This is a genomic window from Candidatus Nanopelagicus hibericus, from assembly GCF_002288005.1.
In the GTDB taxonomy this organism is placed as follows: Bacteria; Actinomycetota; Actinomycetes; order Nanopelagicales; family Nanopelagicaceae; genus Nanopelagicus; species Nanopelagicus hibericus.
The window spans coordinates 46,349-69,869 of record NZ_CP016771.1 but is presented as its reverse complement, the minus strand read 5'-3'; the positions used below and the strand labels follow the sequence as shown (position 1 = coordinate 69,869).

The 23,521-nt window shown below is 42.1% G+C and carries 22 protein-coding genes; 3 read left to right on the top strand and 19 right to left on the bottom strand.

The genetic code is table 11. From position 1 onward, the window contains the following. The first annotated feature begins 91 nt into the window (after positions 1–91). The gene (locus B1s21160_RS00325) at positions 92–2,446 is read left to right on the top strand and encodes a fibronectin type III domain-containing protein (protein ID WP_095671935.1); all 2,355 of its coding nucleotides are present in this window, start codon (positions 92–94) and stop codon (positions 2,444–2,446) included. A 7-nt stretch (positions 2,447–2,453) separates the two neighbouring features. Here the strand turns inward: B1s21160_RS00325 and B1s21160_RS00320 are convergent, their stop codons facing one another. From B1s21160_RS00320 to proC, 3 genes are read right to left on the bottom strand one after another with little or no spacing between them, the layout of a single operon-like run. Beyond that, positions 2,454–2,552: a 30S ribosomal protein bS22 gene (locus B1s21160_RS00320; RefSeq protein ID WP_018226752.1), complete on the bottom strand. Its 99-nt coding sequence runs from the start codon at positions 2,550–2,552 to the stop codon at positions 2,454–2,456. A gap of 38 nt (positions 2,553–2,590) precedes the next feature. After that, positions 2,591–3,814, bottom strand: coding sequence for a hypothetical protein (locus B1s21160_RS00315; RefSeq protein ID WP_095671934.1), 1,224 nt, complete (start codon positions 3,812–3,814; stop codon positions 2,591–2,593). Continuing rightward, positions 3,811–4,623 carry a pyrroline-5-carboxylate reductase gene (gene proC / locus B1s21160_RS00310; RefSeq protein ID WP_095671933.1) on the bottom strand — a complete coding sequence of 271 codons (813 nt, stop codon included), beginning with the start codon at positions 4,621–4,623 and terminating at the stop codon, positions 3,811–3,813. The genes B1s21160_RS00315 and proC overlap by 4 nt, the downstream gene beginning before the upstream one ends. A 56-nt stretch (positions 4,624–4,679) precedes the next feature. On the opposite strand from proC, the gene B1s21160_RS00305 reads away from it, so the two are divergent. Together B1s21160_RS00305 and radA are read left to right on the top strand one after the other, a co-directional pair. After that, complete coding sequence (locus B1s21160_RS00305; RefSeq protein ID WP_095671932.1) at positions 4,680–5,540, top strand: DUF3109 family protein; 861 nt, start codon at positions 4,680–4,682, stop codon at positions 5,538–5,540. Positions 5,541–5,566: 26 nt separating this feature from the next. Beyond that, positions 5,567–6,937, top strand: coding sequence for a DNA repair protein RadA (gene radA / locus B1s21160_RS00300; RefSeq protein WP_095671931.1), 1,371 nt, complete (start codon positions 5,567–5,569; stop codon positions 6,935–6,937). Here radA and B1s21160_RS00295 read toward each other — a convergent pair. The 16 genes from B1s21160_RS00295 to B1s21160_RS00220 form a co-directional block, all read right to left on the bottom strand. Continuing rightward, on the bottom strand, positions 6,930–9,428 hold the full coding sequence (locus B1s21160_RS00295) for an ATP-dependent Clp protease ATP-binding subunit (RefSeq protein ID WP_095671930.1): 2,499 nt from the start codon (positions 9,426–9,428) through the stop codon (positions 6,930–6,932). The two genes, radA and B1s21160_RS00295, sit on opposite strands and share 8 nt — an antisense overlap. 144 nt (positions 9,429–9,572) lie before the next feature. Next, positions 9,573–10,070 (bottom strand): amino-acid N-acetyltransferase, encoded by a 498-nt coding sequence (locus B1s21160_RS00290; RefSeq protein ID WP_095671929.1) that lies wholly within the window; start codon positions 10,068–10,070, stop codon positions 9,573–9,575. Continuing rightward, on the bottom strand, positions 10,070–11,566 hold the full coding sequence (gene lysS, locus B1s21160_RS00285) for a lysine--tRNA ligase (RefSeq protein ID WP_095671928.1): 1,497 nt from the start codon (positions 11,564–11,566) through the stop codon (positions 10,070–10,072). The genes B1s21160_RS00290 and lysS overlap by 1 nt, the downstream gene beginning before the upstream one ends. A 39-nt stretch (positions 11,567–11,605) precedes the next feature. Beyond that, complete coding sequence (locus tag B1s21160_RS00280) at positions 11,606–12,379, bottom strand: type III pantothenate kinase (RefSeq protein ID WP_095671927.1); 774 nt, start codon at positions 12,377–12,379, stop codon at positions 11,606–11,608. Continuing rightward, a complete protein-coding gene (gene nadC / locus B1s21160_RS00275; RefSeq protein ID WP_095671926.1) occupies positions 12,379–13,251 on the bottom strand; it encodes a carboxylating nicotinate-nucleotide diphosphorylase in 873 nt (290 codons plus the stop codon). The genes B1s21160_RS00280 and nadC overlap by 1 nt, the downstream gene beginning before the upstream one ends. Then, positions 13,248–14,852, bottom strand: a complete 1,605-nt coding sequence (locus B1s21160_RS00270) for an L-aspartate oxidase (RefSeq protein ID WP_095671925.1) — start codon at positions 14,850–14,852, stop codon at positions 13,248–13,250. Before B1s21160_RS00270 ends, nadC begins: the two co-directional genes overlap by 4 nt. Continuing rightward, positions 14,852–15,637: a pantoate--beta-alanine ligase gene (gene panC / locus B1s21160_RS00265; RefSeq protein ID WP_095671924.1), complete on the bottom strand. Its 786-nt coding sequence runs from the start codon at positions 15,635–15,637 to the stop codon at positions 14,852–14,854. The genes B1s21160_RS00270 and panC overlap by 1 nt, the downstream gene beginning before the upstream one ends. 39 nt (positions 15,638–15,676) lie before the next feature. After that, the gene (folK, locus tag B1s21160_RS00260; RefSeq protein WP_095671923.1) at positions 15,677–16,132 is read right to left on the bottom strand and encodes a 2-amino-4-hydroxy-6-hydroxymethyldihydropteridine diphosphokinase; all 456 of its coding nucleotides are present in this window, start codon (positions 16,130–16,132) and stop codon (positions 15,677–15,679) included. Further along, complete coding sequence (folB, locus tag B1s21160_RS00255) at positions 16,129–16,485, bottom strand: dihydroneopterin aldolase (protein ID WP_095671922.1); 357 nt, start codon at positions 16,483–16,485, stop codon at positions 16,129–16,131. Before folB ends, folK begins: the two co-directional genes overlap by 4 nt. Further along, entirely contained in the window at positions 16,482–17,279 is a 798-nt protein-coding gene (gene folP, locus B1s21160_RS00250; RefSeq protein WP_095671921.1) for a dihydropteroate synthase, read from the bottom strand. Before folP ends, folB begins: the two co-directional genes overlap by 4 nt. A 2-nt stretch (positions 17,280–17,281) precedes the next feature. Beyond that, positions 17,282–17,902 carry a GTP cyclohydrolase I FolE gene (folE, locus tag B1s21160_RS00245; protein WP_095671920.1) on the bottom strand — a complete coding sequence of 207 codons (621 nt, stop codon included), beginning with the start codon at positions 17,900–17,902 and terminating at the stop codon, positions 17,282–17,284. Further along, on the bottom strand, positions 17,895–19,964 hold the full coding sequence (gene ftsH, locus B1s21160_RS00240; protein WP_095671919.1) for an ATP-dependent zinc metalloprotease FtsH: 2,070 nt from the start codon (positions 19,962–19,964) through the stop codon (positions 17,895–17,897). Before ftsH ends, folE begins: the two co-directional genes overlap by 8 nt. 38 nt (positions 19,965–20,002) lie before the next feature. Continuing rightward, entirely contained in the window at positions 20,003–20,554 is a 552-nt protein-coding gene (gene hpt, locus B1s21160_RS00235; RefSeq protein WP_095671918.1) for a hypoxanthine phosphoribosyltransferase, read from the bottom strand. Between the two features lie 8 nt (positions 20,555–20,562). Then, positions 20,563–21,525, bottom strand: coding sequence for a tRNA lysidine(34) synthetase TilS (gene tilS / locus B1s21160_RS00230; RefSeq protein ID WP_095671917.1), 963 nt, complete (start codon positions 21,523–21,525; stop codon positions 20,563–20,565). 10 nt (positions 21,526–21,535) lie between these two features. After that, positions 21,536–22,729: a C40 family peptidase gene (locus B1s21160_RS00225; RefSeq protein WP_095671916.1), complete on the bottom strand. Its 1,194-nt coding sequence runs from the start codon at positions 22,727–22,729 to the stop codon at positions 21,536–21,538. Then, positions 22,729–23,520, bottom strand: coding sequence for a DUF2705 family protein (locus tag B1s21160_RS00220; RefSeq protein ID WP_095671915.1), 792 nt, complete (start codon positions 23,518–23,520; stop codon positions 22,729–22,731). The genes B1s21160_RS00225 and B1s21160_RS00220 overlap by 1 nt, the downstream gene beginning before the upstream one ends. Position 23,521 lies beyond the last annotated feature (1 nt).

Below are 23,521 nucleotides of genomic sequence, written 5' to 3'. Positions count from 1 at the left end.
GCAGGTTTTCCAATATGTATTTTTCCTGAATTATTACTTAAAATTAACCTATGGCACAAACCTATCATCGCAGACTGTTAGCCTTCACTCTGTGCGCTTAAAATCTTTTTTTACCACCGTCGGGTTGATTGCTACCTTCCTTGCTAGCCCCATCTCAACAAATTCTGCCAATTCACTTCAAATCAAGGTTGCGCCAGCTAACTGGGGTTATATCTATGCCAGCGGAAATGCTGCGGCTATTCAATCAACTCCTAGACCGATAAGTGCCAATCTTGAAAAGAAAAGTAATTTTGTAATTAATTTTAATTCTGTTCCTGAGAATGTAAAGATTCCAATTCAAGCAGCGGTAGATGTTTGGTCTGAAAACTTTGCTTCTACTGTTCCTATAAATATAAATGTGAATTGGGGAAGATCTACTAGTTACTCTGTATTGGCGTCAGCGAGCGCCAAACGGAACTTTGCAAATTTTACTGGCGCACCCGACAAAACTCTTTATTATCCATCAGCGCTAGCAAATGCCCTGGCGGGAAAAGATCTTGACCCTAATGCTGCTGAAATGGAAATCACAATTAGTTCAAACGCGCCTTGGTATTACGGAGTTGATGGTAATTGTCCAGCTAAAAGTTATGATCTAGTCTCCGTAATATTGCATGAAATGGCTCATGGCCTTGGGTTTATTTCTGGAACTTATTATGACGAGTTCTCTGGCTTTGGCAGAGTGGACCAACCCACCCCATTTGATGCTTACGCTCAACTGCCTGATGGCAGACGTTTAGCAGATATGCCATCTCCTTCCCTTGAGACTGGAAAGGCGATGACAACAAATTTAGTTTGGTCTGGTGAGATAGCCACAAAAGCTAATAATGGAGTGAAGCCAAAACTTTACACACCCACTGTTTACGAAGCGGGCTCTTCGATTGCACATTTAGATGAAGCAACATTTTCAAAATCTGGAACTAATGCAGTAATGACTCCCAATCTAGATTCTGGAGAGATATTTCATCTGCCAGGTTCACTGTTGCTTGCAATCTTTGAAGATATGCGAATAAAGCCACCGGCTGGAGTTGCCGCTGGCACACCACAGCCGCCACAAAATGTGAAAGCACTTGTCGGTGATAAGAGTGCAATTATTCAATTTGATCCACCAGTTAATTTCCGTGAAGCTCAAGTTTCAAATTATGAAGTAAAAAATATTCAAAGCGGTGAAGTGTTAAATGTTAAAGAGGGCCCAATAACTATCACAGGTTTAAAAAACGGTAGTAGGTATACCTTTTCGGTCTCCGCAACAAACTCTCTAGGAACCTCAAACACTGTTAATACCAATGCTGTAATGCCAGAGGCAAGTTGGAAAAGTACAGTTATAGATAGCGCGGCAGATGCTAAGTATTTAGCTACTGCCACATATGCAGGTAAGCCGGTTATTGCCTACAGTGATAGTAAAAATGGTGATTTAAAGCTTGCCACCCTGACTGGCAGCAAATGGAGTATTAAAACAATTGATGGAAACTCATCTACACTCAATAAAACTACAAATGATGTATCTGGCTATATATCTATCTGCACCTCTGTTTCTGGAAAAAATAACTATTTACACATTTTCTATGCAGATCTTAAAGATAAAGATCTTAGATATGCCTTATACGATGGAAAAAATTGGTACTACGAAATAGTTGATGGTGATGCCCCTACGATTCAAGATTACAAAGTGTTTCCAAGGATCCGTGGTGGCTCTGATGTCAGCGTGTCCAGTGCATGTGCAGTTACTGCATCAGGGGTGCAGGTTTTCTATCGTGATGAATCACAGGGAATATTACTGGGAGCGGTAAAAAATGGTAACGAATGGCGGTATGAGATTGTTGATGGGGATAAAGATACAGAAGATAGAACCACTGGTGATGTGGCATTTCATTTGAAATCAGTAACTGTTGGCAAGAAAATTCATCTGCTTTTTGACTCAGTTCGTGGCTTTGATCTTGAAAGAAATGTAACCAGAGGTGAGATCAGGTATGCCAGTAGAAGTAGTGCATTTGTCGAGGACTGGGTTTATAAAACCTTAGATACACCTGGTGAAGGTGTTGCAGTAGCTGGATATGACGTTGCCATATTTAATAGCGCTAGAGGTATAAATCTAAGCTGGTTTACTGGAAGTGGCGTCTCATTCCCTAATCCAAATCAAATCAGATATCAAACACTTCCAGCCACAAAATTTACTGATGTCACCGCTTCAGATTACGGGGTACCAAATTCACCAGTTGCTATTGATGAAAAAAACATAATGTTTGGCTGCCAACTTCGGCTGTGCTCCTTAGAAAAAACAAAGCGCACCGCCTTATTAATTTCTAACGGAACTGTACAAGAAGGTGCTCAAAGTAGTTGGATTACATTAAATAAGGTCAGATACGCCGTTGCTGGCGTATCTGGAAAATTAACTCTTTTAAAGCCTTAATGCTTTTTTACTTAGCGTTGCGACGCTGAATTCTAGTTCGCTTAAGAAGTTTTTTGTGCTTCTTTTTAGCCATTCGCTTGCGACGCTTTTTTATTACTGAACCCATTTTACTCCTTTATAGTTATTAACGATAAGCCAAGATTACTAGTTAACTACTACTAAACCAAAAGCCACACCCGAGTCGGTGATAACAACTGTACCAATTTCATTATTTGCAGCAATTGCAACCGCTGGAGCGGAAAGAGTATGGGATGAAATTACTTCACCTTTTTTCCCAAACTCGATTAAGACTGGAGCTGGCGTCTTTGGCTTCCAAGCTGGCACACCTTTTATCGCACCACTTGAAATGTAGGTCGCCCAAGAGTTACTGCCATTTGCTACTAGCGCAGATGATTTAGCCGAGTAGCGCACATTCCAGACTGGTTTACCTAGTGCAGAAAATTTTGTGATCGCTGCCTCGGTTTTATTTGAGTAGGTAACTCTTCCCCCTTGTAATAAACCGGCATCAATACTGCTCCAACTTCTACTTGTGGTTTTTAATGTTGCCCGAGCAACTTGCTGCAAAACCCCAGCTGAAGATATCTTGAAAGTAACAGCGTCAACTTTACTTAGTGGTTTAACTTTTAATAACAATTCACCACTTGATCCAACAGCGGTGATGCTGCCATCTTTGTTACTGATTGCTGAGTTTATTTGCGTAGATTTTGATCCAAATTTTATTATTGGTGTAAACACACCAGATTTACTTACCGATAAATAAAAACCTGCTACCGATGATTTATCGTAAATACTCCCTAAAATAATCAGATTACTATCTGTAACTAATAACTTTTTGGGGTTGATAATATTTTCACCAATATACTCAAATGAATTAAGTAAATTTCCACTACTGCTAATCTGCCAAATTTTGATTCGATTTAAGGGTGTTGATACTGCCGCAGTGGGATCAAGAATCACATTATCTGGGTTTAATGCCTTTGGCGGAATTGCAGTTGGGTTTGGTGTTACTGAGGCTGAGGTTGCACCGGTGATCCAGATGCTGCCATCTAAATCAATCGCAGCAGATGTAGCAATTTCATTTGCATTGCTGCCCAGCCTAATATTCCAGAGCGGTGCACCCAGGGATGAGTAGCTTGCAATAAAACCATCACTAACACCTGCAAGCGCACCGTTTATCCAGGAGGAGCTAGGTGATTCTGTCGTGCCAGTGATGATGATACTTATGGGAGTTAATAACACACTGCTGATTTGATCTGCTTTGGTGTAAGGCAGCTCTACTAACGGCTTAGTATTTTTCATAACTGCTGCATTTGCTGAAGAAAAAACGCTAAAAGAAATTATTATTACTGCAAGAAAAAATCTTTTCAAGCCAACTCCTGTGCACGTTTTCTGGCAGCAGCCATGGCCTCTGAAATTATCTTTTCTAAATCTTTGTCAGCAAATACTGCAAGTGCTGCTGCAGTCGTGCCATTAGGGCTGGTGACATTCTTCCTAAGTGTGGCTGCATCTAGACCGCTTTCCTGCAACATTGCAGCAGAACCTGTAATAGTTCCGATCGCAAGTTGTGTTGCAATTTCATTTGTGAGCCCAAGTTGCACGCCAGACTTAATCATGGATTCGATGAAGTAAAAAAAGTAAGCTGGACCAGATCCACTAAGGGCGGTTACCGCATCTTGATTTTCTTCCGGAACCTCTACAACTGCTCCGCTAGCAGCAAATAACTGCTTCGCTAACTCAATATGGATTGGCTGCGCGTTTAAACCGCCAGAGATTGCAGCAACACCCTTTCCAATCTGCGCTGGGGTATTAGGCATTACTCGTACCACTGGATTTTTTTTACTTAGCTTTGATTCAATGAATTTTGTACTTTTCCCAGCGGCAATAGAGATCAGTAAAGTTTCACTCTTAAGGCTCTGACTCAACTCCGCCAATACATCACCAAGATCTTGTGGTTTAACAGCAAGAAAAATAACATCACAGTTTTGTCCCATATGCGAGATGCTTTGTTTTTCTACTTTATGTGCCGTAGCGACCTGGTTAGCCTTTTCCTCACTCTTATCGAGAATACATATTTGATTTGCTGGAAATGTTGTGGTGAGCAGGGCCTTAATTAGCGAGGAGCCCATGACACCAACTCCGATAAAGCCAATACATTTATTTGTCAGTTGCGCCGTCATACTTCAAGCCTACCCAATTAGTCACAAACCTTACCTAACCCTTAAACTTCCACCCTATGGCAACCAAAAAAAGTCTGAAATATAAGTTATCAAAGAATGAGGTTGCGCCTAATTTCACTCGAGATTGGGTTGAGTTTGAAAACCCAGAAAATTTAGAGGAAATATTTAAGTGTGATTTAACCTGGCTCACCTCTTATTGGCAATGTATATACGGCAATGGTTGTTGCGGCATTGATAAGGATAAACCTAATGCTGGATGTTGCTCAGATGGTGCTTACTACACTGGCAAAGAGGATGAGGCGCGAGTATTAAAAGCGGCGAAGAAATTAACAAAGGCTGATTGGCAATATTATGATCAAGCAAGGCCAAAGAAATCTGGTGGCAAGTTACAAATCTCTGAAATTGGTCTAGACAAAGAGCGCAAAACCAGAAAAGTTAAAGGTGGTTGCATATTTCTAAATCAGGTTGGGCATCAAGCGGCTGGCTATAGCGGATCTTTTGGTTGCGCGCTTCATCACTTGGCAGTTAAAGAAAATACAAATATGACTGTCACTAAACCAGATATCTGTTGGCAACTTCCACTGCGCCGTTCTTGGGAGAGCCGTGAGTTGGGTGGACGAGAGATGACAGTTGTAGTTATTGGTGAGTATGAAAGATTAGCTTGGGGTGAAGGGGGCGCAGAGCTTGATTGGTACTGCACTAGTAACTCAGAGGCACATGTTGGAAAAGTTCCGGTCTATCAATCAAGTGAGGTTGAATTAATCGCGTTGATGGGTAAAAAAGGTTATGCACAGTTAGTAAAACTTTGTGATAGTCGAATGGCGGCAATTGCTGCAACCCGCAAAGCACAAAAACGACATGAGTTGCCACTATTTGTTATTCACCCAGCAACAAAGGCGGCGCAAGAGCGAGGATAGTCAGCCCTAGCCATTAGATTTACGCCATGGCAAAAGCACCCGCAAAAGATCCATTCCGTTGTGTTGAGTGCGGTTGGAGTGCAACCAAATGGGTTGGTAGATGTGGTGAGTGCCAAGCATGGGGAACAGTTGAAGAGATAGCCGCGCCAAAGAAACTATCTTTAGTTGCTGGTGCGACAACCTCAGCTGCAAAACCAATTGGTGATGTTGATTTAGCAAGTGCAAAGGCTCGAAGCAGTGGTGTTGGTGAGTTAGATCGAGTTTTAGGTGGCGGCTTAGTACCGGGGGCAGCAATTTTATTAGCGGGTGAGCCTGGAGTTGGTAAATCAACCTTATTACTAACAGTTGCAGCAGAGACTGCTAAACAAGGAATTTTATCTCTATATATAAGCGGTGAAGAATCAGCATCACAGGTTCGATTACGAGCAGAGCGATTAAATGCAATTGATAAAAACTTATGGCTAGCAGCCGAATCTGATCTTGGCGCAGTAATTGCTCATATTGATTCGGTAAAACCTGAACTATTAGTTATTGATTCAATCCAAACAATTTCCAGCACCACAGTTGATGGCGCCCCAGGTGGTGTTACTCAAGTGCGCGAGATTGCTGCTGCGCTAATTCGAATTGCAAAGGAGCGATCAATTACTTTGGTTCTAGTTGGCCACGTCACAAAGGATGGTTCGATTGCCGGCCCAAGATTGCTAGAGCACTTAGTAGATGTGGTCCTTAACTTTGAAGGTGAGCGCCACTCTAGGCTGAGATTAATTAGAACAATTAAAAATAGGTTTGGTGCATCTGATGAGGTTGGTTGCTTTGATCTAAATGATTCTGGAATTATTGGTTTGCCAGATCCAACTGGGCTGTTTACCTCTCGGCATTCTGATCCAGTACCTGGCACATGTGTGACTGTGGTGCTTGAGGGCAGGCGGGCATTACTTGCTGAAATTCAATCATTAGTAAGTGCACCAAACTCAGATGGTAGAGATTGGGGTAATGCTAGGCGAGTAACCAGTGGCTTAGACAATGCCAGAACTGCAATGACACTTGCGGTGTTAGATCTTCGGGCTGGGATCAAAATTACTGGCCGCGATGTTTATGTAGCAACTGTTGGTGGGATGAAAATAAATGAACCAGCTGCTGATTTAGCAGTTGCCTTATCAGTAGCATCTGCTGCTAAAGGATTAGCACTTCCATCTGATTTAGTTGCAATTGGTGAGGTTGGCTTAGCTGGAGAAATTAGAAAAGTTACTGGCGTGACGCAAAGAGTTGCTGAAGCAGCTCGGCTAGGTTTTAAACGAGTGATTGTGCCAGTTGGAAGTGATTTAAAGATTGCTGGAATTGAAATACTAGAAGCTTCTAGGGTTGAGCAGGCAATTAGTAAAGTGAAGATTAATTAGTTGCTTCTGCAAAATCACCAGGTGTGTCTGGCAATGCAGTTTTAGCGGTTCCTTTAAATGTAAAGGTTGCTTGATCGGTGTCATCTGATACGTCAACCAACACAATTTCACTAGCTTTTAATTCACCAAACAACATCTTCTCCGAGAGAGCATCCTCTAATTCACGTTGAATTGTTCTGCGAAGTGGGCGAGCGCCAAGTACTGGGTCATAACCACGCTTTGCCAGCAACGCCTTTGCGCCAGCAGTCAATTCAATTCCCATGTCCTTCGCCTTTAAGCGCTCATCTAATTGCGCAACCATCAAATCGACAATTTTCACAATCTGATCTTGAGTTAACTGATGGAAGACCACAATGTCATCAATACGGTTTAAGAACTCAGGGCGGAAATGAGTCTTTAGCTCATCACCAACCTTTGCCTTCATCCGCTCATAACTTCCCTGTGCATCTGCCACGTTGGCAAAGCCAAGTGAGAGTGATTTAGAAATATCTTTAGTGCCTAAGTTGGTAGTCATAATAATGATGGTGTTTTTGAAATCCACTACCCGCCCTTGGGCATCAGTTAAGCGACCATCTTCTAGTACTTGCAGTAGTGAGTTAAAGATATCTGGGTGAGCTTTTTCAATCTCATCAAATAACACGACTGAGAATGGACGACGACGCACCTTCTCAGTTAATTGTCCACCCTCGTCATAACCAACATAGCCAGGAGGGGCACCAAATAATCTAGAGGCGGTATGTCTTTCAGAGTACTCAGACATATCTAGTTGAATTAACGCACTAGCATCACCAAATAAGAAGTGTGCAAGAGTTCTAGAAAGCTCTGTCTTACCAACACCAGAAGGTCCAGCAAAAATAAATGATCCGCCTGGGCGCTTTGGATCCTTAAGGCCGGCGCGAGTACGTCTGATTGCCTGTGACAATGCTTTGATCGCTTGTTCTTGGCCAATTACACGGCGGTGTAACTCATCCTCCATTTTAAGCAAACGAGCAGTCTCTGCCTCAGTTAACTTAAATACTGGAATACCAGTTGCAGTTGATAGCACCTCAGCAATTAACTCTTCATCAACCTCTGCAACCACATCAAGATCACCGGCTTTCCAATTCTTCTCTCGATCAGCTTTTTCGGTGATTAAATTCTTTTCCTTATCCCGCAAGGAGGCAGCCTTTTCAAAATCTTGGCCATCAATAGCAGACTCTTTTTCTTTACGCGCAGCAGCAATTTTGTCATCAAACTCGCGAATTTCAGGTGGCACAGTCATCCGGCGAATGCGCAAACGTGATCCTGCCTCATCAATTAAATCAATTGCCTTATCTGGTAGGTGACGATCTGAAACATAACGATCTGCCAACGTAGCAGCTGAAACTAGTGCACCATCTGAGATTGAAACCTTGTGGTGGCTTTCATAACGATCGCGCAATCCTTTTAAAATTTCAATTGTGTGTGCCACTGTTGGCTCAGCCACCTGGATTGGTTGGAACCGACGCTCAAGAGCTGCATCTTTTTCTAAATGCTTTCGGTACTCATCAAGGGTGGTGGCGCCAATTGTCTGTAACTCACCACGAGCAAGCATTGGCTTTAATATTGAAGCTGCATCAATTGCACCTTCAGCAGCCCCTGCGCCAACTAAGGTGTGAATCTCATCAATAAACAAAATAATATCGCCGCGAGTGCGGATTTCTTTCAATACTTTCTTTAACCGCTCTTCAAAATCACCGCGGTACCTAGAACCGGCAACTAGGGCGCCAAGATCTAATGAGTAAAGCTGCTTATCCTTAAGTGTCTCTGGGATATCACCTTTGACAATTGCTTGGGCCAATCCTTCAACTACTGCAGTCTTACCAACACCTGGCTCACCAATTAATACTGGATTGTTTTTTGTGCGGCGAGATAAAATCTGCATTACCCGTTCAATCTCTTTTTCTCTGCCAATTACTGGATCTAGTTTTCCTTCACGAGCTGCGGTGGTTAGATTTCTGCCAAATTGATCTAAAACTAAAGATGTTGATGGTTGACCTTCGGCTGGACCGCCCGCGGTGACCGCCTCTTTGCCCTGATAGCCAGAGAGTAATTGAATTACTTGTTGGCGAACTCGTGAAAGGTCAGCGCCAAGCTTTACTAAAACTTGGGCTGCAACTCCTTCACCTTCGCGAATTAAACCTAAAAGAATATGTTCAGTGCCAATGTAATTGTGTCCTAATTGCAACGCCTCACGGAGTGAGAGCTCCAATACTTTTTTAGCACGTGGTGTAAATGGAATATGACCAGAGGGTGCTTGTTGACCTTGACCAATAATCTCCTCAACTTGGGAACGAACTGCCTCAAGTGAAATACCGAGAGATTCAAGTCCTTTAGCGGCAACTCCTTCTCCCTCATGAATTAAACCTAGGAGAATATGTTCAGTGCCAATGTAATTATGGTTGAGCATGCGTGCTTCTTCTTGCGCCAGCACAACAACACGTCTGGCACGATCAGTAAACCGTTCAAACATTGCTCAAACCTTTCTTTCTTATGTAAATAGCCTAATACCAAAGGGCGACATTATGCACTTCGATTAGGCTGTGAATAACTTACCTATATCTAGGGTGGGTTATGGCTCTATAACCCCATAACTGGGGTGTTTATGCCCAAAAGATTAAAGAATTTTAAGCATTCTGGTATTTCCCAGTGTGTTGGGTTTAACACTCTCAAGATCTAAGAACTCGGCGATACCTTCGTCATAGGATCTAAGTAATTGCGCATAGACATCAGGCTCCACCGGAGCACCTTGTATTTCTGTAAACCCATGTGCACCAAAGAACTTAGTCTCAAAGGTTAAGCAAAATACTTTCTTTACACCAAGCTCTTTTGCCTTACTCAAAATATTTTCTAATATTTCGTGCCCAACCTTCTTGCCTTGCCACTCTTTTATTACTGCCACAGTTCTAACCTCCGCTAAGTCCTCCCAAAGCACATGCAAAGCTCCGCAACCAATTACCTCGCCATTAAACTCTGCAACTGTGAACTCCTGCACGTTTTCATATAAGGTCACAGTTTCTTTAGATAATAATTTTCGCTCTGATGCGTATGTGTCAACAATTAATCTAATCTTTTTAATATCAGAGGTTTTAGCACCTCTTACCAAAACTGACATTACTCATCACCTGCAGTTGGTTTAACTAATGGAAACAAAATAGTCTCCCTAATTCCAAGACCTGTTAATGCCATAAGTAATCGATCTACACCCATACCCATGCCGCCCATTGGTGGCATTGCATACTCCATCGCTTTTAGAAAATCTTCATCCAATCCCATCGCCTCTAAATCACCAGATGCGCCAAGTGTTGCTTGCTGCGTTAATCGCTCACGTTGAATCACTGGATCTATCAACTCTGAGTAACCGGTTGCTAACTCAAAACCTTCTACATAGAGATCCCATTTTTCCGCAATTCCGGCGGTATCGCGGTGGGCTCTAACTAGTGGTGAGGTGTCAATTGGAAATCCCTTAACAAATGTTGGCGCTATTAACTTCTCCTTGGCCACATGCTCAAATATCTCCTCAGCAATCGTGCCGGTGATCCACTTAGGGTCGACCTTTATCCCTTTTTTTGTCGCAATCTTTGTTAACTCAGATTTAGGTGTTAGGCCATCTACCTTCTCACCAACCGCCTCTGAAATAACATCAAATAAAGATACTTCTTTCCACTTGCCACCAAGATCAAGTTCTTTTCCATCATGGTGTTTAACTTTATGAGACCCAAATACAGATTTAGCTGCATCCTGCACCAAACTTCTAGTTAACTCTGCCATGGTGTTCCAATCACCATATGCTTCATAAGTTTCAATCATGGCAAACTCTGGTGAGTGAGATGAATCAGCGCCTTCATTGCGAAAATTTCTATTTATTTCAAAGACTTTATCTAAACCGCCGACGACACATCTTTTTAGATAAAGCTCAGGTGCGATTCTTAAAAAAAGATCCATCTCATACGCGTTACTAAAAGTCTTAAATGGCCTGGCTGCTGCGCCACCATGCATCACCTGCAGCATTGGGGTTTCAACCTCTAAAAATCCGCGGGAAGTAAAACTCTCCCGTAGTGATCGCATAACTGCAGGCCGCAATCTGGCATTACTTCTTGCCTCTGGTCTAACGATTAAATCTACATAGCGCATTCGAACTCGACTCTCCTCCGAGAGCGGCTTGTGCTCAACCGGTAGTGGTCGAAGTGATTTTGCGGCGAGTACGAATGAATTAGCTAGAACTGATAACTCACCTCGTTTTGAGGTTATTACCTCACCCGTCACAGAGACAATATCTCCCAAATCAATCTCAGATTTCCAGGTTTCAAGTTGTGCCTCACCGATTTTATCTAGTGAAAACATTACTTGTAACTCAGTTCCATCTCCTTCTCGTAAATTGGCAAAACATAATTTGCCAGTATCACGTTTGAAAATTACTCGACCAGTTACCGATTCAATAATTCCAGTTGCCACATCTATTGGCAGTTCTTTATGTTTTGTTCGAATCTCTAGTAATGAGGCAGTTCTTGGCACCGATACTGGATATGGCTCACCACCACGCTTTATTATCGCTGCTCTTTTTTCACGCCTGATTCGTAGTTGCTCGGGTAGGTCATCCTCATTAGCCATAATGCGTTAAATCTTAGCGGGCGGTAGAGGTGTTATGAATTAATTACGCTCATGAACTAACCGTAATCCGATTAATGTTAGATCAGGTTCATGAAATTCAATGGTTTCACTTATCCCAAGCACTAATGGTGCAAGCCCTCCGGTTGCAATTACACAAACCTCGCCTGAATCTGGATACAAATCAGCTAGCTCATCAATGATTCTATTTACTAATCCATCTACCTGACCGGCAAATCCAAATATAGTTCCAGATTGCAAAGCTTCAACAGTGTTCTTACCTATTACAGATTTTGGTTTTACTAACTCCACTTTGCGTAGTTGAGCAGCGCGGGCTGCTAGCGCCTCAACTGAGATCTCAATTCCGGGTGCCAACGCACCCCCTAAGAATTCTCCTTTGGGTGAGACCACATCTAAGTTAGTAGATGTTCCAAAATCAACCACAATTGCTGGACCATCTGAACCGTACAAGGTGAACGCGGCGAGTGAGTTCACAATTCGATCCGCGCCAATCTCTTTTGGATTATCCACCAGCAGTGGTACACCAGTTTTTACCCCGGGTTCAATAATTACACTTTTAATATCGCCATAGTGATCATCAATTAATTTTCTTATCTCACGAAGAACTGCTGGCACAGTTGAACAAATTGCTACACCAGTGATATCAAAGCCTTCCACCAGAGCTGAATACTGCAACCAAAGTTCATCTGCGGTATCCCTAGGATCAGTTTTAACTCGCCAGGATTGTTCTAACTTATCTTTGTTAAAGACTCCCAAAACGGTATTGGTGTTTCCAACATCAATTGTAAGTAGCATTATTTTCCTCTCTTAAAATCTAAGCCAATATCTAAAGCTGGCGCTGAATGGGTAAGTGCTCCAACTGCTAGGTAATTAACTCCAGTTGCCGCATATGATTTTGCATTATCAATTGTGATTCCACCAGATGCTTCAAGTGGTAGTAAACCTGCGGTAAGTGCAACTGCTTCGGCACATTGTTCAACGCTCATATTATCCAATAAAACTAAATCTGGTTTTAAAGTAAGTGCCTCTTTGAGTTGCTCAATTGAGTCAACCTCAATTTCAACCTCCTTACCTGGAAACTCTTTCTTAATAGCAGTAAACGCTTTACTAATACTGCCGGTCGCTAAAATGTGATTATCTTTTATCAGCGCGGCTTGTGATAGTCCAAGTCGATGATTTACGCCACCGCCCATTCGCACTGCAAATTTTTCTAACTGTCGAAGCCCTGGTGTAGTTTTTCTAGTATCTCTTATTTGGCACTTTGTGCCGCTAACTGCTGCTACCCATTGGTTGGTGAGGGTTGATATGCCACTTAGATGGGATAGAAAATTTAGCGCACTGCGCTCTGCTAATAACAATTTTCTACTATTTCCTTGGGCGGTAATTAACACCTTGCCAGCTGAAATTTTTGCACCTTCATCAACTAAAACCTCATAATGATTAATTCCACAGTACTCAAGTACTGCAGCTGCTACATGAAGTCCACTGACAACTCCACTGCTTCTAGATACAAAATCTGCAGTTGCAACAGAAGATTCTGAGATTGTGGCAACTGAGGTCACATCTTGCCCACCTGCAAGATCTTCAGATATTGCATCTTTAACTTGCTGGAAAATATGATTTGGCGACAGCCCTAAAGTTTTAATATTTTCGCGAAGCTGATTCACTTGATCGCCTCCACATCACTTTTCCAATTACCGTCAGCATCGACTTGTTGGACAATCCTACTTAGCCATTGATCTGAAGATTGTGGGTAATCGCTGCGACGATGAGATCCTCTTGATTCCGTGCGCGTCAATGCTGATTTAACAATTGCAGTCGCAAGTAGATGAAGATTTGATGCCTCCCACGCCTCGATTCTTGGCTCCGTGCTGGTTAACTTAGAAAGCTCTTGCAAAGTTTGTCTAGTTTTTTTCAGTGAAGTTTGTGAGCGCAAAACTCCCGCTCCTTCACTCATCGAAATCTGTAGCGGTAATAAGATCTTTGGATCTAGCAGCACAGAATTCCCTGCCTCCACTGGTTCACCTTGCTTTGGTAATTCTTTTGCTAACTTAGCTGCAATACGAGCACCAAAAACTAATCCTTCTAGTAAAGAGTTTGAAGCAAGTCGATTAGCACCATGTGCACCAGTGCATGCTGATTCACCACATATATAAAGTCCTGGCACTGAAGATTGCCCATCTAAATCAACTAAAACTCCACCAGATGCGTAGTGGGAGGCAGGGGCTACTGGAATTCTCTCTTTTGTTGGATCAATCCCATTTGCTATACATGAGGCGTAAATTGTTGGAAATCTATTTGTAAAATCTGAAATATTTGTTGCATCCAACCAAACATAAGGTTGGCCACTAATTTGCATTTGATTAAATATCTCAATCGCCACTACATCTCGTGGTGCTAAATCAGCTTGTGGGTGTTTGCCAACCATAAACTGCTCATTCTTGTTATTTAACAAAACAGCGCCCTCACCACGAACCGCCTCACTGATTAAAGGTTGTTGCCCTCTATTTGCTAAATCTCGCCATAAAACTGTGGGATGAAACTGCACAAACTCAACATCTGCCACCTTCGCACCAGCCCGCAGCGCCAGTGCCACGCCATCACCAGTTGAAACTGCAGGGTTTGTAGTTTGTGAATAGACCTGACCCAAACCACCAGTTGCTACAACTACCGCTTTAGCTAACGCCCGGCCAACCCCGTCTCGACTTCCTGCCCCAATCACATGCAGTGTTACTCCACAAACCTCGCCACTAATACTCTTTAATGCGTCAATTGCTAATGCGTGTTCAATAATTTCAATACCAGTATCACCTCTTACTGCAGCAAGTAGTGCTCTGGAAACCTCTGCGCCGGTAGCATCACCGCCAGCATGAAGTATGCGGTTACGAAGGTGTCCACCCTCTCTGGTTAATGCAATCTCACCAGTCTCTGACTTATCAAAAACCGCACCTTGTGCAATTAATTTTCTTACCGCTTCAGGTCCTTCTGAAACTAAAACATCAACAGCTTTTATGTCGCACAATCCAGCACCAGCAGCCAAAGTATCTTTCTTATGTTGATCAGGCGTATCACCTGGACCAAGTGCGGCAGCAATTCCACCTTGCGCCCACTTAGTTGAACCTTCATCAATTCTTGCTTTAGTAACTAGTAAAACTGACAAACCATAAGAGCGAAGATTTAGCGCAGTAGTCAAACCGGCAACTCCTGAGCCAATTACAATTACATCAGCTGATGTGCTCCAGCCTGGCTTGCCCGTTAAGAGCCTCATTACTTACTTCCCATAGCCATATTGTCGATCAATCGCACCTGATTTATCCAACCGGCGATAATTAAGCGCTTGTTCTCAGTATCTTCCTTGGCTAAATCAAAGGTATTCGCATCAATCATCTCTAGATAATCCAGTTTAAACCTTGGTTCAGATTTTATGACTTGTTTAGCTTTTCCTAAGTTACCCAGCAATAGTGTTCTATAAATTACCGAAGCTACCTTAATTCCATCATTATCCAACTTTGAATTTCTAGAAGAGAGTGCAACCCCATTGGCATCTCTAATAGTTGGGGCATTCAGTATCTCAACTGGTAGCGATAGTTTTCTTACCATTTGTTTTATCAAAAACAATTGTTGAAAGTCTTTCTCACCAAAAATTGCATATTTTGGCTTAACTAAGTCAAACAGCCGATTTACTACAGTTAATACACCAGAGAAGTGACCGGGCCTAGATTTGCCCTCATATATCTCACCGACACCACCTGCCTCAATTGTTTTATACCCGGTTGGATAAATTAAAGATTCCTCGGGTAAAAAAACTGCCGATGCACCCGCCACAGCGGCAATTTTTAAATCTAAGTCAATTGTCTTCGGATAATTAAGTAAATCCTCTTTATTTTCAAACTGAAGTGGATTTACAAAAATACTAACAATTACTTGATCACCTTTTGTTTTCGCCAGTTTAATTAATGATTCATGACCAGCATGAAGTGCACCCATGGTTGGCACCAACACATCACAATTTTGGCGCGCCAAATCATCAGCAGATTTAAGCACTTCAATCATGGCTCCAGTCCTTTCCGGGTACCGGGCTAGAGGATAAGTTTAACTCGAGCTTTGAATAGATGCCAAAAGAGTTTTTATCGCACCTACACCTGGTATTTCACCATCTGGATCAATCTCTAACCAAGGTGATAGAACAAAGGATCTTGACTGTGCAAGCGGATGTGGCAGCTTTAGAAACTCTGAGTCAATTATCTGATCACCATAAACAATAAGATCTAAATCAATAATCCTTGGTCCCCACTTAATCTGCCTTACCCTACCCATTTGGTCCTCAATTTCTAATAATTTAGTAAGTAATAATTCAGCTGCTAAATCACACTCACCAATTACCACTGCATTTAAGAAGTCACCTTGCGGTGGGCCACCAACTGGTTTGGTCTGAATGAATGGTGATACCACTAAATTATTTAGAATTTGTTCAATATTTGTTATGGCAATCTCTAAGTTAAGTTTTCGGTTTTCAAGATTTGAGCCTAGCGAAATAACCGCCTTCATCTACTTCTGACTACCTCAACTACTACATCCTTAAACTTCAAAGCTATTGGCGCTTTTGGTTTATGAACTATCACTTTCACTGTTTTAACTTTTTTAAACTCTTTCAATACAAGTTTGGCAATATTATCTGCCAAGGTTTCAATTAATTGCACTGGTTTAGCGGTAATTTGATCGTATGCAATTTGAGCCACTTCAGCGTAGTTAACAGTTTTACTCAAGTCATCATTAAGATTTTTTAGCGGCAAGCTGAGTTCGATATCAACTACAAATCTCTGGCCACGTCTTTGCTCACTTGCAAATACACCATGAAATCCTTTGGCACTAATGCCTATTACTTTTATCAAATCACTCATTTACGAAGCCTTTCAATAACTGATATTGCATCTTGGTGCGCTTTGACCGCGTGTGTTCTAACTGCCCACACCTTAACTCTTGCCAACTCAGCAGTTAATGCAATCGTTGCTGCCTCCCGTTTATCAGGCTCTTTAGCATTTACCAGTTCACCTAAAAATCTTTTGCGCGATACACCTACCAATATTGGGTATCCAAGCATTTGAAAACGTTCAATGTTTTTTAATATTTGCCAATTATGTTCGCTCTCTTTAGCAAAACCAATTCCAGGATCTAAAATTATTTGTTCTGGTGAAACACCAGATTTCAATAAGCTTGTAACCCGATCATCTAGCTCATCTTTTACCTCAGTGACCACATTTTCATAGAGTGCTTGTTTTTGCATCTCTTTTGAATGACCACGCCAATGCATTGCTATGTACTGCACTTTTTGATTGCTAGCAATTACTTTTGCCATTTTTTCATCGGCTAGGCCACCGCTTACATCATTAATATATGTGGCACCTGACGCAATCCCTTGTTTTGCAACCTCTGCACGCATTGTGTCAACGCTTATAACCGCACCATCTTTAACTAATTCAGTTACCACTGGAATTACTCTTTCCAGTTCCGTCTCTTCACTAACCCGCTCAGCACCTGGTCTGGTTGATTCACCACCAATATCAATAATGTCTGCGCCCTCGGCAATTAATCGTCGTCCTTGTGAGATTGCATCTGCTTTTGATAAATACTTACCACCATCCGCAAATGAATCAGGAGTAATATTTAAAATTCCCATCACTAAGGTGCGGCTCATGATTATCTACTTTGATTTATTAGTGAGATAGCTTCAGCTCTAGTTGTTGGATTTAATAATTGGCCACGAACTGCGCTAGTTGTTGTGCGAGCTTGAGATTTTCTAACACCGCGCATGGACATGCATAAGTGTTCACAATCGATAATCACAATCACACCCCCTGGTTGCAATATCTCAACCAAAGCATCGGCAATCTGTGAGGTTAATCTTTCTTGCACCTGGGGCCTGCGAGCATACAGATCAACAATGCGAGCAAGTTTTGAAATACCAGTAATTCTTCCGCTCTCACCTGGAATGTACCCAATATGGGCAACACCATGAAATGGTGTCAGGTGGTGTTCGCAATGGGAGAAAACTTCAATCTCCCTGACAATTACTAATTCTTTATGGCCGATATCAAATATGGTTGTTAAAACATCCTCTGGTTTTAACCAAAGCCCAGCAAAGTTCTCAGCTAATGCTTTTGCTACCCGCTTTGGCGTATCTTTTAAGCCATCCCGAGTTGGATCTTCACCGAGTGCATGTAATAACTCTGTTACTGCTTTTTCCGCCCGCGCTTGGTCAAACTCCTTTTTGGCACCACCATCGTGGGGTCCCATTGATACGGAGTTGATATCACTCATTTACATCTTTACTAATCTCTTTGTCACTCTTTTTATTAACTGCTTTTTTAATCACTTTATCTTCCTCCACCACTTTAATTTTTGCGGGCTTTAGTGCGACTGGTGGCTGATTAGAAGGGATTCTAGAGTCAGAGCCTGTCCATGGCGGCCTTGGCTTAACTTTCTTCACTTTTTTAAATATCGTTGCAATCTCCTCTTTATTAAGAGTTTCCTTCTCTAATAACTCATCTACTAAATTGTCTAAGATTTCTCGGTTTGCTACTAATACGTCAAAGGCTTCTTGATGGGCGTTCTCAATCATCTCTCTGATTTCACTATCTACAACCGCTGCAATACTTTCTGAGTAATCTCGTTGATGACCGTAATCGCGTCCGAGGAATGGTTGCGAATCTGAAATACCTAATTTGATCGCACCAAGTCTTTGCGTCATTCCATATTGAGTGACCATTGCTCTAGCAAGATTTGTAGCCTTCTCAATATCATTTGAAGCACCAGTAGTTGGATCATGAAAAATTAATTCCTCAGCTGCCCGCCCGCCCATTGTGTAAGCAAGTTGATCAAGCATTTGATTTCTAGTTACTGCATAACGATCTTCATCTGGCAGCACCATGGTGTAACCAAGTGCTCTACCTCTTGGCATGATTGTTACCTTATGAACTGGATCAGTATGTGGCAGGGCATGTGCAACAAGTGCATGACCACCTTCATGATAGGCGGTAATTCTCCGCTCCTCCTCAGTCATTAATCTGGAAACCTTTTGTGGTCCAGCCATAACTCGATCAATCGCCTCATCAATATCAGAGTTTCTAATTGTTTTGCGTTCCTGCCTAGCAGCCAGTAAGGCTGCTTCATTTAATACATTTGCTAAATCTGCGCCAGTAAAACCTGGCGTGCGTTTTGCATAAGAAGGAAGATCTACATCTTTTGCAATTGGCTTATTTTTCGAATGGACTGCCAAAATTGCAGCTCTGCCTTTTAAATCGGGGCGATCAACGGTAATTTGACGATCAAATCTTCCTGGACGGAGTAATGCTGGATCTAAAACATCGGGCCGATTGGTTGCGGCAATCAAAATAACCTGGCCATTTGCTTCAAAGCCATCCATCTCAACTAATAATTGATTAAGAGTCTGCTCGCGCTCATCATTGCCACCACCTAATCCAGCACCACGCTGACGACCGACAGCATCTATTTCATCGACAAAAACAATCGCCGGAGCATTTTGTTTTGCTTGTGCAAATAAATCTCGTACCCGGGAAGCACCAACGCCCACAAACATCTCAACAAACTCTGATCCTGATATTGAATAAAACGGAACCTTTGCTTCACCCGCTACCGCCCTGGCAAGTAAAGTTTTTCCGGTTCCGGGCGGGCCATAAAGCAAAACACCCTTAGGAATTTTGGCACCAATACTTTTGTACTTTTCAGGGCTTGCCAGAAAATCTTTTATTTCTTTCAACTCAGCAACTGCCTCATCAGCTCCTGCCACATCAGCAAAAGTGTTTGTCGGCATTTCTTTGTTTTGTAATTTAGCTCGTGATCTACCAAAGGAAAGTACTCGCCCGCCTTGGCCACCGCCCATAAACAACAAAAGTAGAAATATGATCAATAAAATTGGCAAAATACTTAGGATTAAAGAGATAAAAAACGATTGCCTTGGAACTTCTATGTCCCAATTACTTGCTGGCGGATTGCTGGTTAGTAACTCAACAATTAGCGGTTCTTGGCCAGAGACATATGAAGCTTCAAGTTTGGCTGCGCCATCAACAAATTCGCCATCCTTTAAAACTACTCTTACCTTTTGATCGCGATCAATAACAAGGGCAGATTTAACATTATTTAGTGAGATCTCATTTAGAATTACCGAAGTCTCAACTTTTTTAAACTCTTCACCAGTGGTTGAAATTTGTCCAAAAATACTTACCGCAATCAGTGCAGCAATAATCCAAAAAAGTGGTCCGCGCAAAATACGCTTTGCCGCTTGCGGTGTTGGCTTTACCGGCTTCTTAGCAGTTTTAAATCCCTTAAGTTTGGGGATATTAAACTTTTTCTTTTTGGACACCAGTTACTTCACTTTCTTAAAACAGTTAATTGAGGGGCTTAAGAATAAAGGTGTTTGGCAAGAACTCCAATAAAGGGCAAATTGCGGTACTTCTGATTGAAATCTAAGCCATAACCAACCACAAACTCACTCGGAATATCAAAGCCCACATACTTCGCCTCAACCTTTACTGTGGCTGCATCTGGCTTACGCAAAACAGTAAAAACTGAAACTGATTTGGCACCACGTGAAAGAAGGTTTTCGGTCAACCAAGAAAGTGTTAATCCAGTATCTAAAATGTCTTCAACAATTAAAACTTCTCGTCCTAAAATATCATTATCTAAATCTTTAAGAATTCTCACCACGCCACTGGATTTGGTTCCAGCGCCATATGAAGTTACTGCCATCCAATCCATATCTACGTGTCGCTGTAAGTAACGTGACAAATCTGCCATTGCCATAATCGCACCTTTTAATACACCAATTAAAATTAAATCTCTACCCTCATAATCTTTTACTATTTGCGCAGCTAATTCTTTCAACCTACTTTGAATTTGCTCCTGACTGACAATAATTTTTTCAATCTCTTTGCCATCAGCTGATAAATCCACAATGCTCCTTAGTTGGTGGTTGAGAGGGTAATTCTGCCTGAATTCCTTAAAAGCTTCACATTCCCAGGAAGTGATAACTCTTTTTGACCGTGCCAATCGGAGATTAACGCTTCAGCTGTGAAGATTTGTTCTGCAGTTAGTGTCCCAACTGGTGCACCAGCCTGATAGATAGCAAGGCGCAGGATCCGAGTGCGAAGCGCCTTTGGAAGCCGCTCTAAATCCTTAACCTCTAGGTTTGATGGATCTACCTGAGTAATAAACTCTGTGGCAAAACTATCCAGTGCATCAGCATCATCTCGAAGTAAGTCAGCACTCCTGGCCAATGCTTCGATAACTCCCGGACCTAAATTTTCATCTAAGTTTGGTAATACATTTTTGCGTACCTTTACGCGACTAAATCTTAAATCATCATTATGTGGATCAGACCAAATATTAATGCCACCCTCTTTACAAGCAGCTAATGTTACTTGCCTTGAAATCTTTAATAGCGGCCTGGTGTAAATATTATTTCTAACCGCCATACCAGATAAGGATCTAGCACCAGATCCTCTTGCTAAACCAAGTAGCACAGTTTCAGCTTGATCATTTAATGTGTGAGCCAAAAAGAAATGCTCAGGTTGATATGAATCTATAAATTGATTAAAGATTTGATACCTAGCACGCCGCGCTGATGCTTCAATTCCATCAGTCACCACCACCTGCGCCCGAGCTGATTCAATTTGGGTGTAGCCAATTTCTTTAAGTTTTAAAATAGTTTGCGTAGCAATTTGATCAGAGCCTGGCTGTAAACCATGATCAATCACAACTGGAATAACTTTAATATTTCCGCGCTCTAGGAATAATGCTAATCCCAATGCCATTGAATCTGCGCCACCTGAACAACCAAAGAGAACTGTTTGCACACCATCGCCAAGAAATGGTTTTAACGCTTTTCTAACCTCCCAAAGATTTGCAGTGTTGGTAGTTTCCATACCGACAAGATTAGACCCGACCCCCGTATGGCATTAAACCTTTTACGCTATAAATGCTGGAATACAGCAAATCTTTCTCTTTGTTGTGAGCCTCCCACATCATGCCATCACCAGCATAGATTCCAATGTGATGAATTGTGCTAACTGTGCCTTTATAGGAGTAGAAGATTAAATCCCCTGGCACCATCTCACTTATCGGCACTCGCTTGGTTGCTACCCAATAAAGTGATGAGTTGAGGCGATCCCAATTTGGCCAACCAAGTCCTGCTGATTTATAGGCCGCATAAACCAAACCTGAACAATCAAATGTATTTGGTCCTTCATCACCCCAAACATAATTCTTTTTGGCTAATACCTGTTTCTTCGCGTATTCAACCGCCGCCAGTCGCATCTCCTCTGTTGATCTCGTGCTACTTCTACCGGTGAAACCAATGTCGGGCCAAATTTTTGCTTGATCCGGTGTCAGGATTGCTCGGCCAGCATTCGCCTCTTCTAACAAAGCAAGTTGGCGCTGTTGTTCTAAAGTTAATCTGGTTTTTTGAGCAACTGCTAGCTCTTTTGCTAACTTATCTTGAACCGCCTGTAATTTGTCAACCTCTTCTTGTTGCATTGCTGCTGCCTCGTCAGCCGCTTTTTTTGCAGCCGCTACCTTAATAGTTGCTTCGGCTTGTGCTTTTTTAGCAGCATCCGCCTCTTTTTGCGCAGTAGAGGCAACCACCTCTGCTGATTTAAATCTATCTAATGCATTTGAATTATTTTCACCTAATGCATCCAATGTACTAAGCCGATCCGCCAAATCCTGTGGTCCATCTGATTTAAGTAATGAATCAAGATCGGTAAATCCACCACCCATAACGTAAGCATTTGCTGCCAACTTGCCGATAGTTCGCTTACCTTGGCTTACCGATGCTTGTGCTGATTGCAAATGCTTCATTGCAATTTCAGCTTTTTTTGTCTTAATTTTTAATTCATTTTGGGCAGCAAGATAAACTTTTCGTTTTGCTGTTGCAATAGCGGTCAACTGTTGCAAGGTTTTCTTCGCAGAACTCAATTTTTTTGCCGCTGCGTCAGCTGCTGCTTTTTTCTCCGCCTCGATTTTCTTGGCAGCATCAATTTGAGCCTGAGTGGGTTTTGGTGTGGCGGCCAAAGCGGTAGTAGGAATTAGTGAGAAGAGTAATAAAACTGCTATTAATTTTTTGTTCATCAATTTGCCACATCTCGCTTTTTAAATAAAACTGCAACAATTACAAAGGCTGCAAGCAAGAATCCGTAAGAGGTAAATAAGGAGTATTGGTAGGAGATTCGATCATTGCCGCCTTGGGCCACAATTGATAAGAGTTGGCCCGGAAAATACTTGTCTATATTTGTGATAAAGGCAGATAGTAAGCCTTCAATTATTAAATTCCAGATCACACCAATTGATATTGCCGAAATTGGTGATCTGAAAAGTAAACCTAAAATCATGCCAAAGATTCCGTACCCAATGGTGGCAATTAAAACATTAATAAAAGTACGTAGCACAGCAGCTTGTGCATCCCCGGTTGACCAAGCAGTAGTCGATACATCTTTTACACCTGCAAACAAAAAAGATAGTGCGATAGATAAGATCGCAGCAAGTGTCACCATCGCAATAGCAAATAATTTCATGGCTACTAATTTGCCAATTAATATCTTCATTCGAGATGGCTGGCGAACCAATAAATTTCGTAAGGTTCCATAGGTGTACTCCTGCGCGGTTTGAGCAGCAAAGATGCAAAGTGCCACTATGCCAAGCAGCCCAGCAGAGTTACTAAAGCCAATCGATAAGCCATCAGGTAGGGATAAGACCTCTCTACCAATTCTTACCCCACGCTCACCGTTTCCTTCCGGTGAATCAACTAGCAAAAATAAGAGTGAAGTAACTAATCCAACTACAAAGGTGACTGCGGCAATTGTTGAAAGTGATAAAGATGGCCGGCGCAACTTTGTTAGCTCTGCTCTAAATACATTCCACATA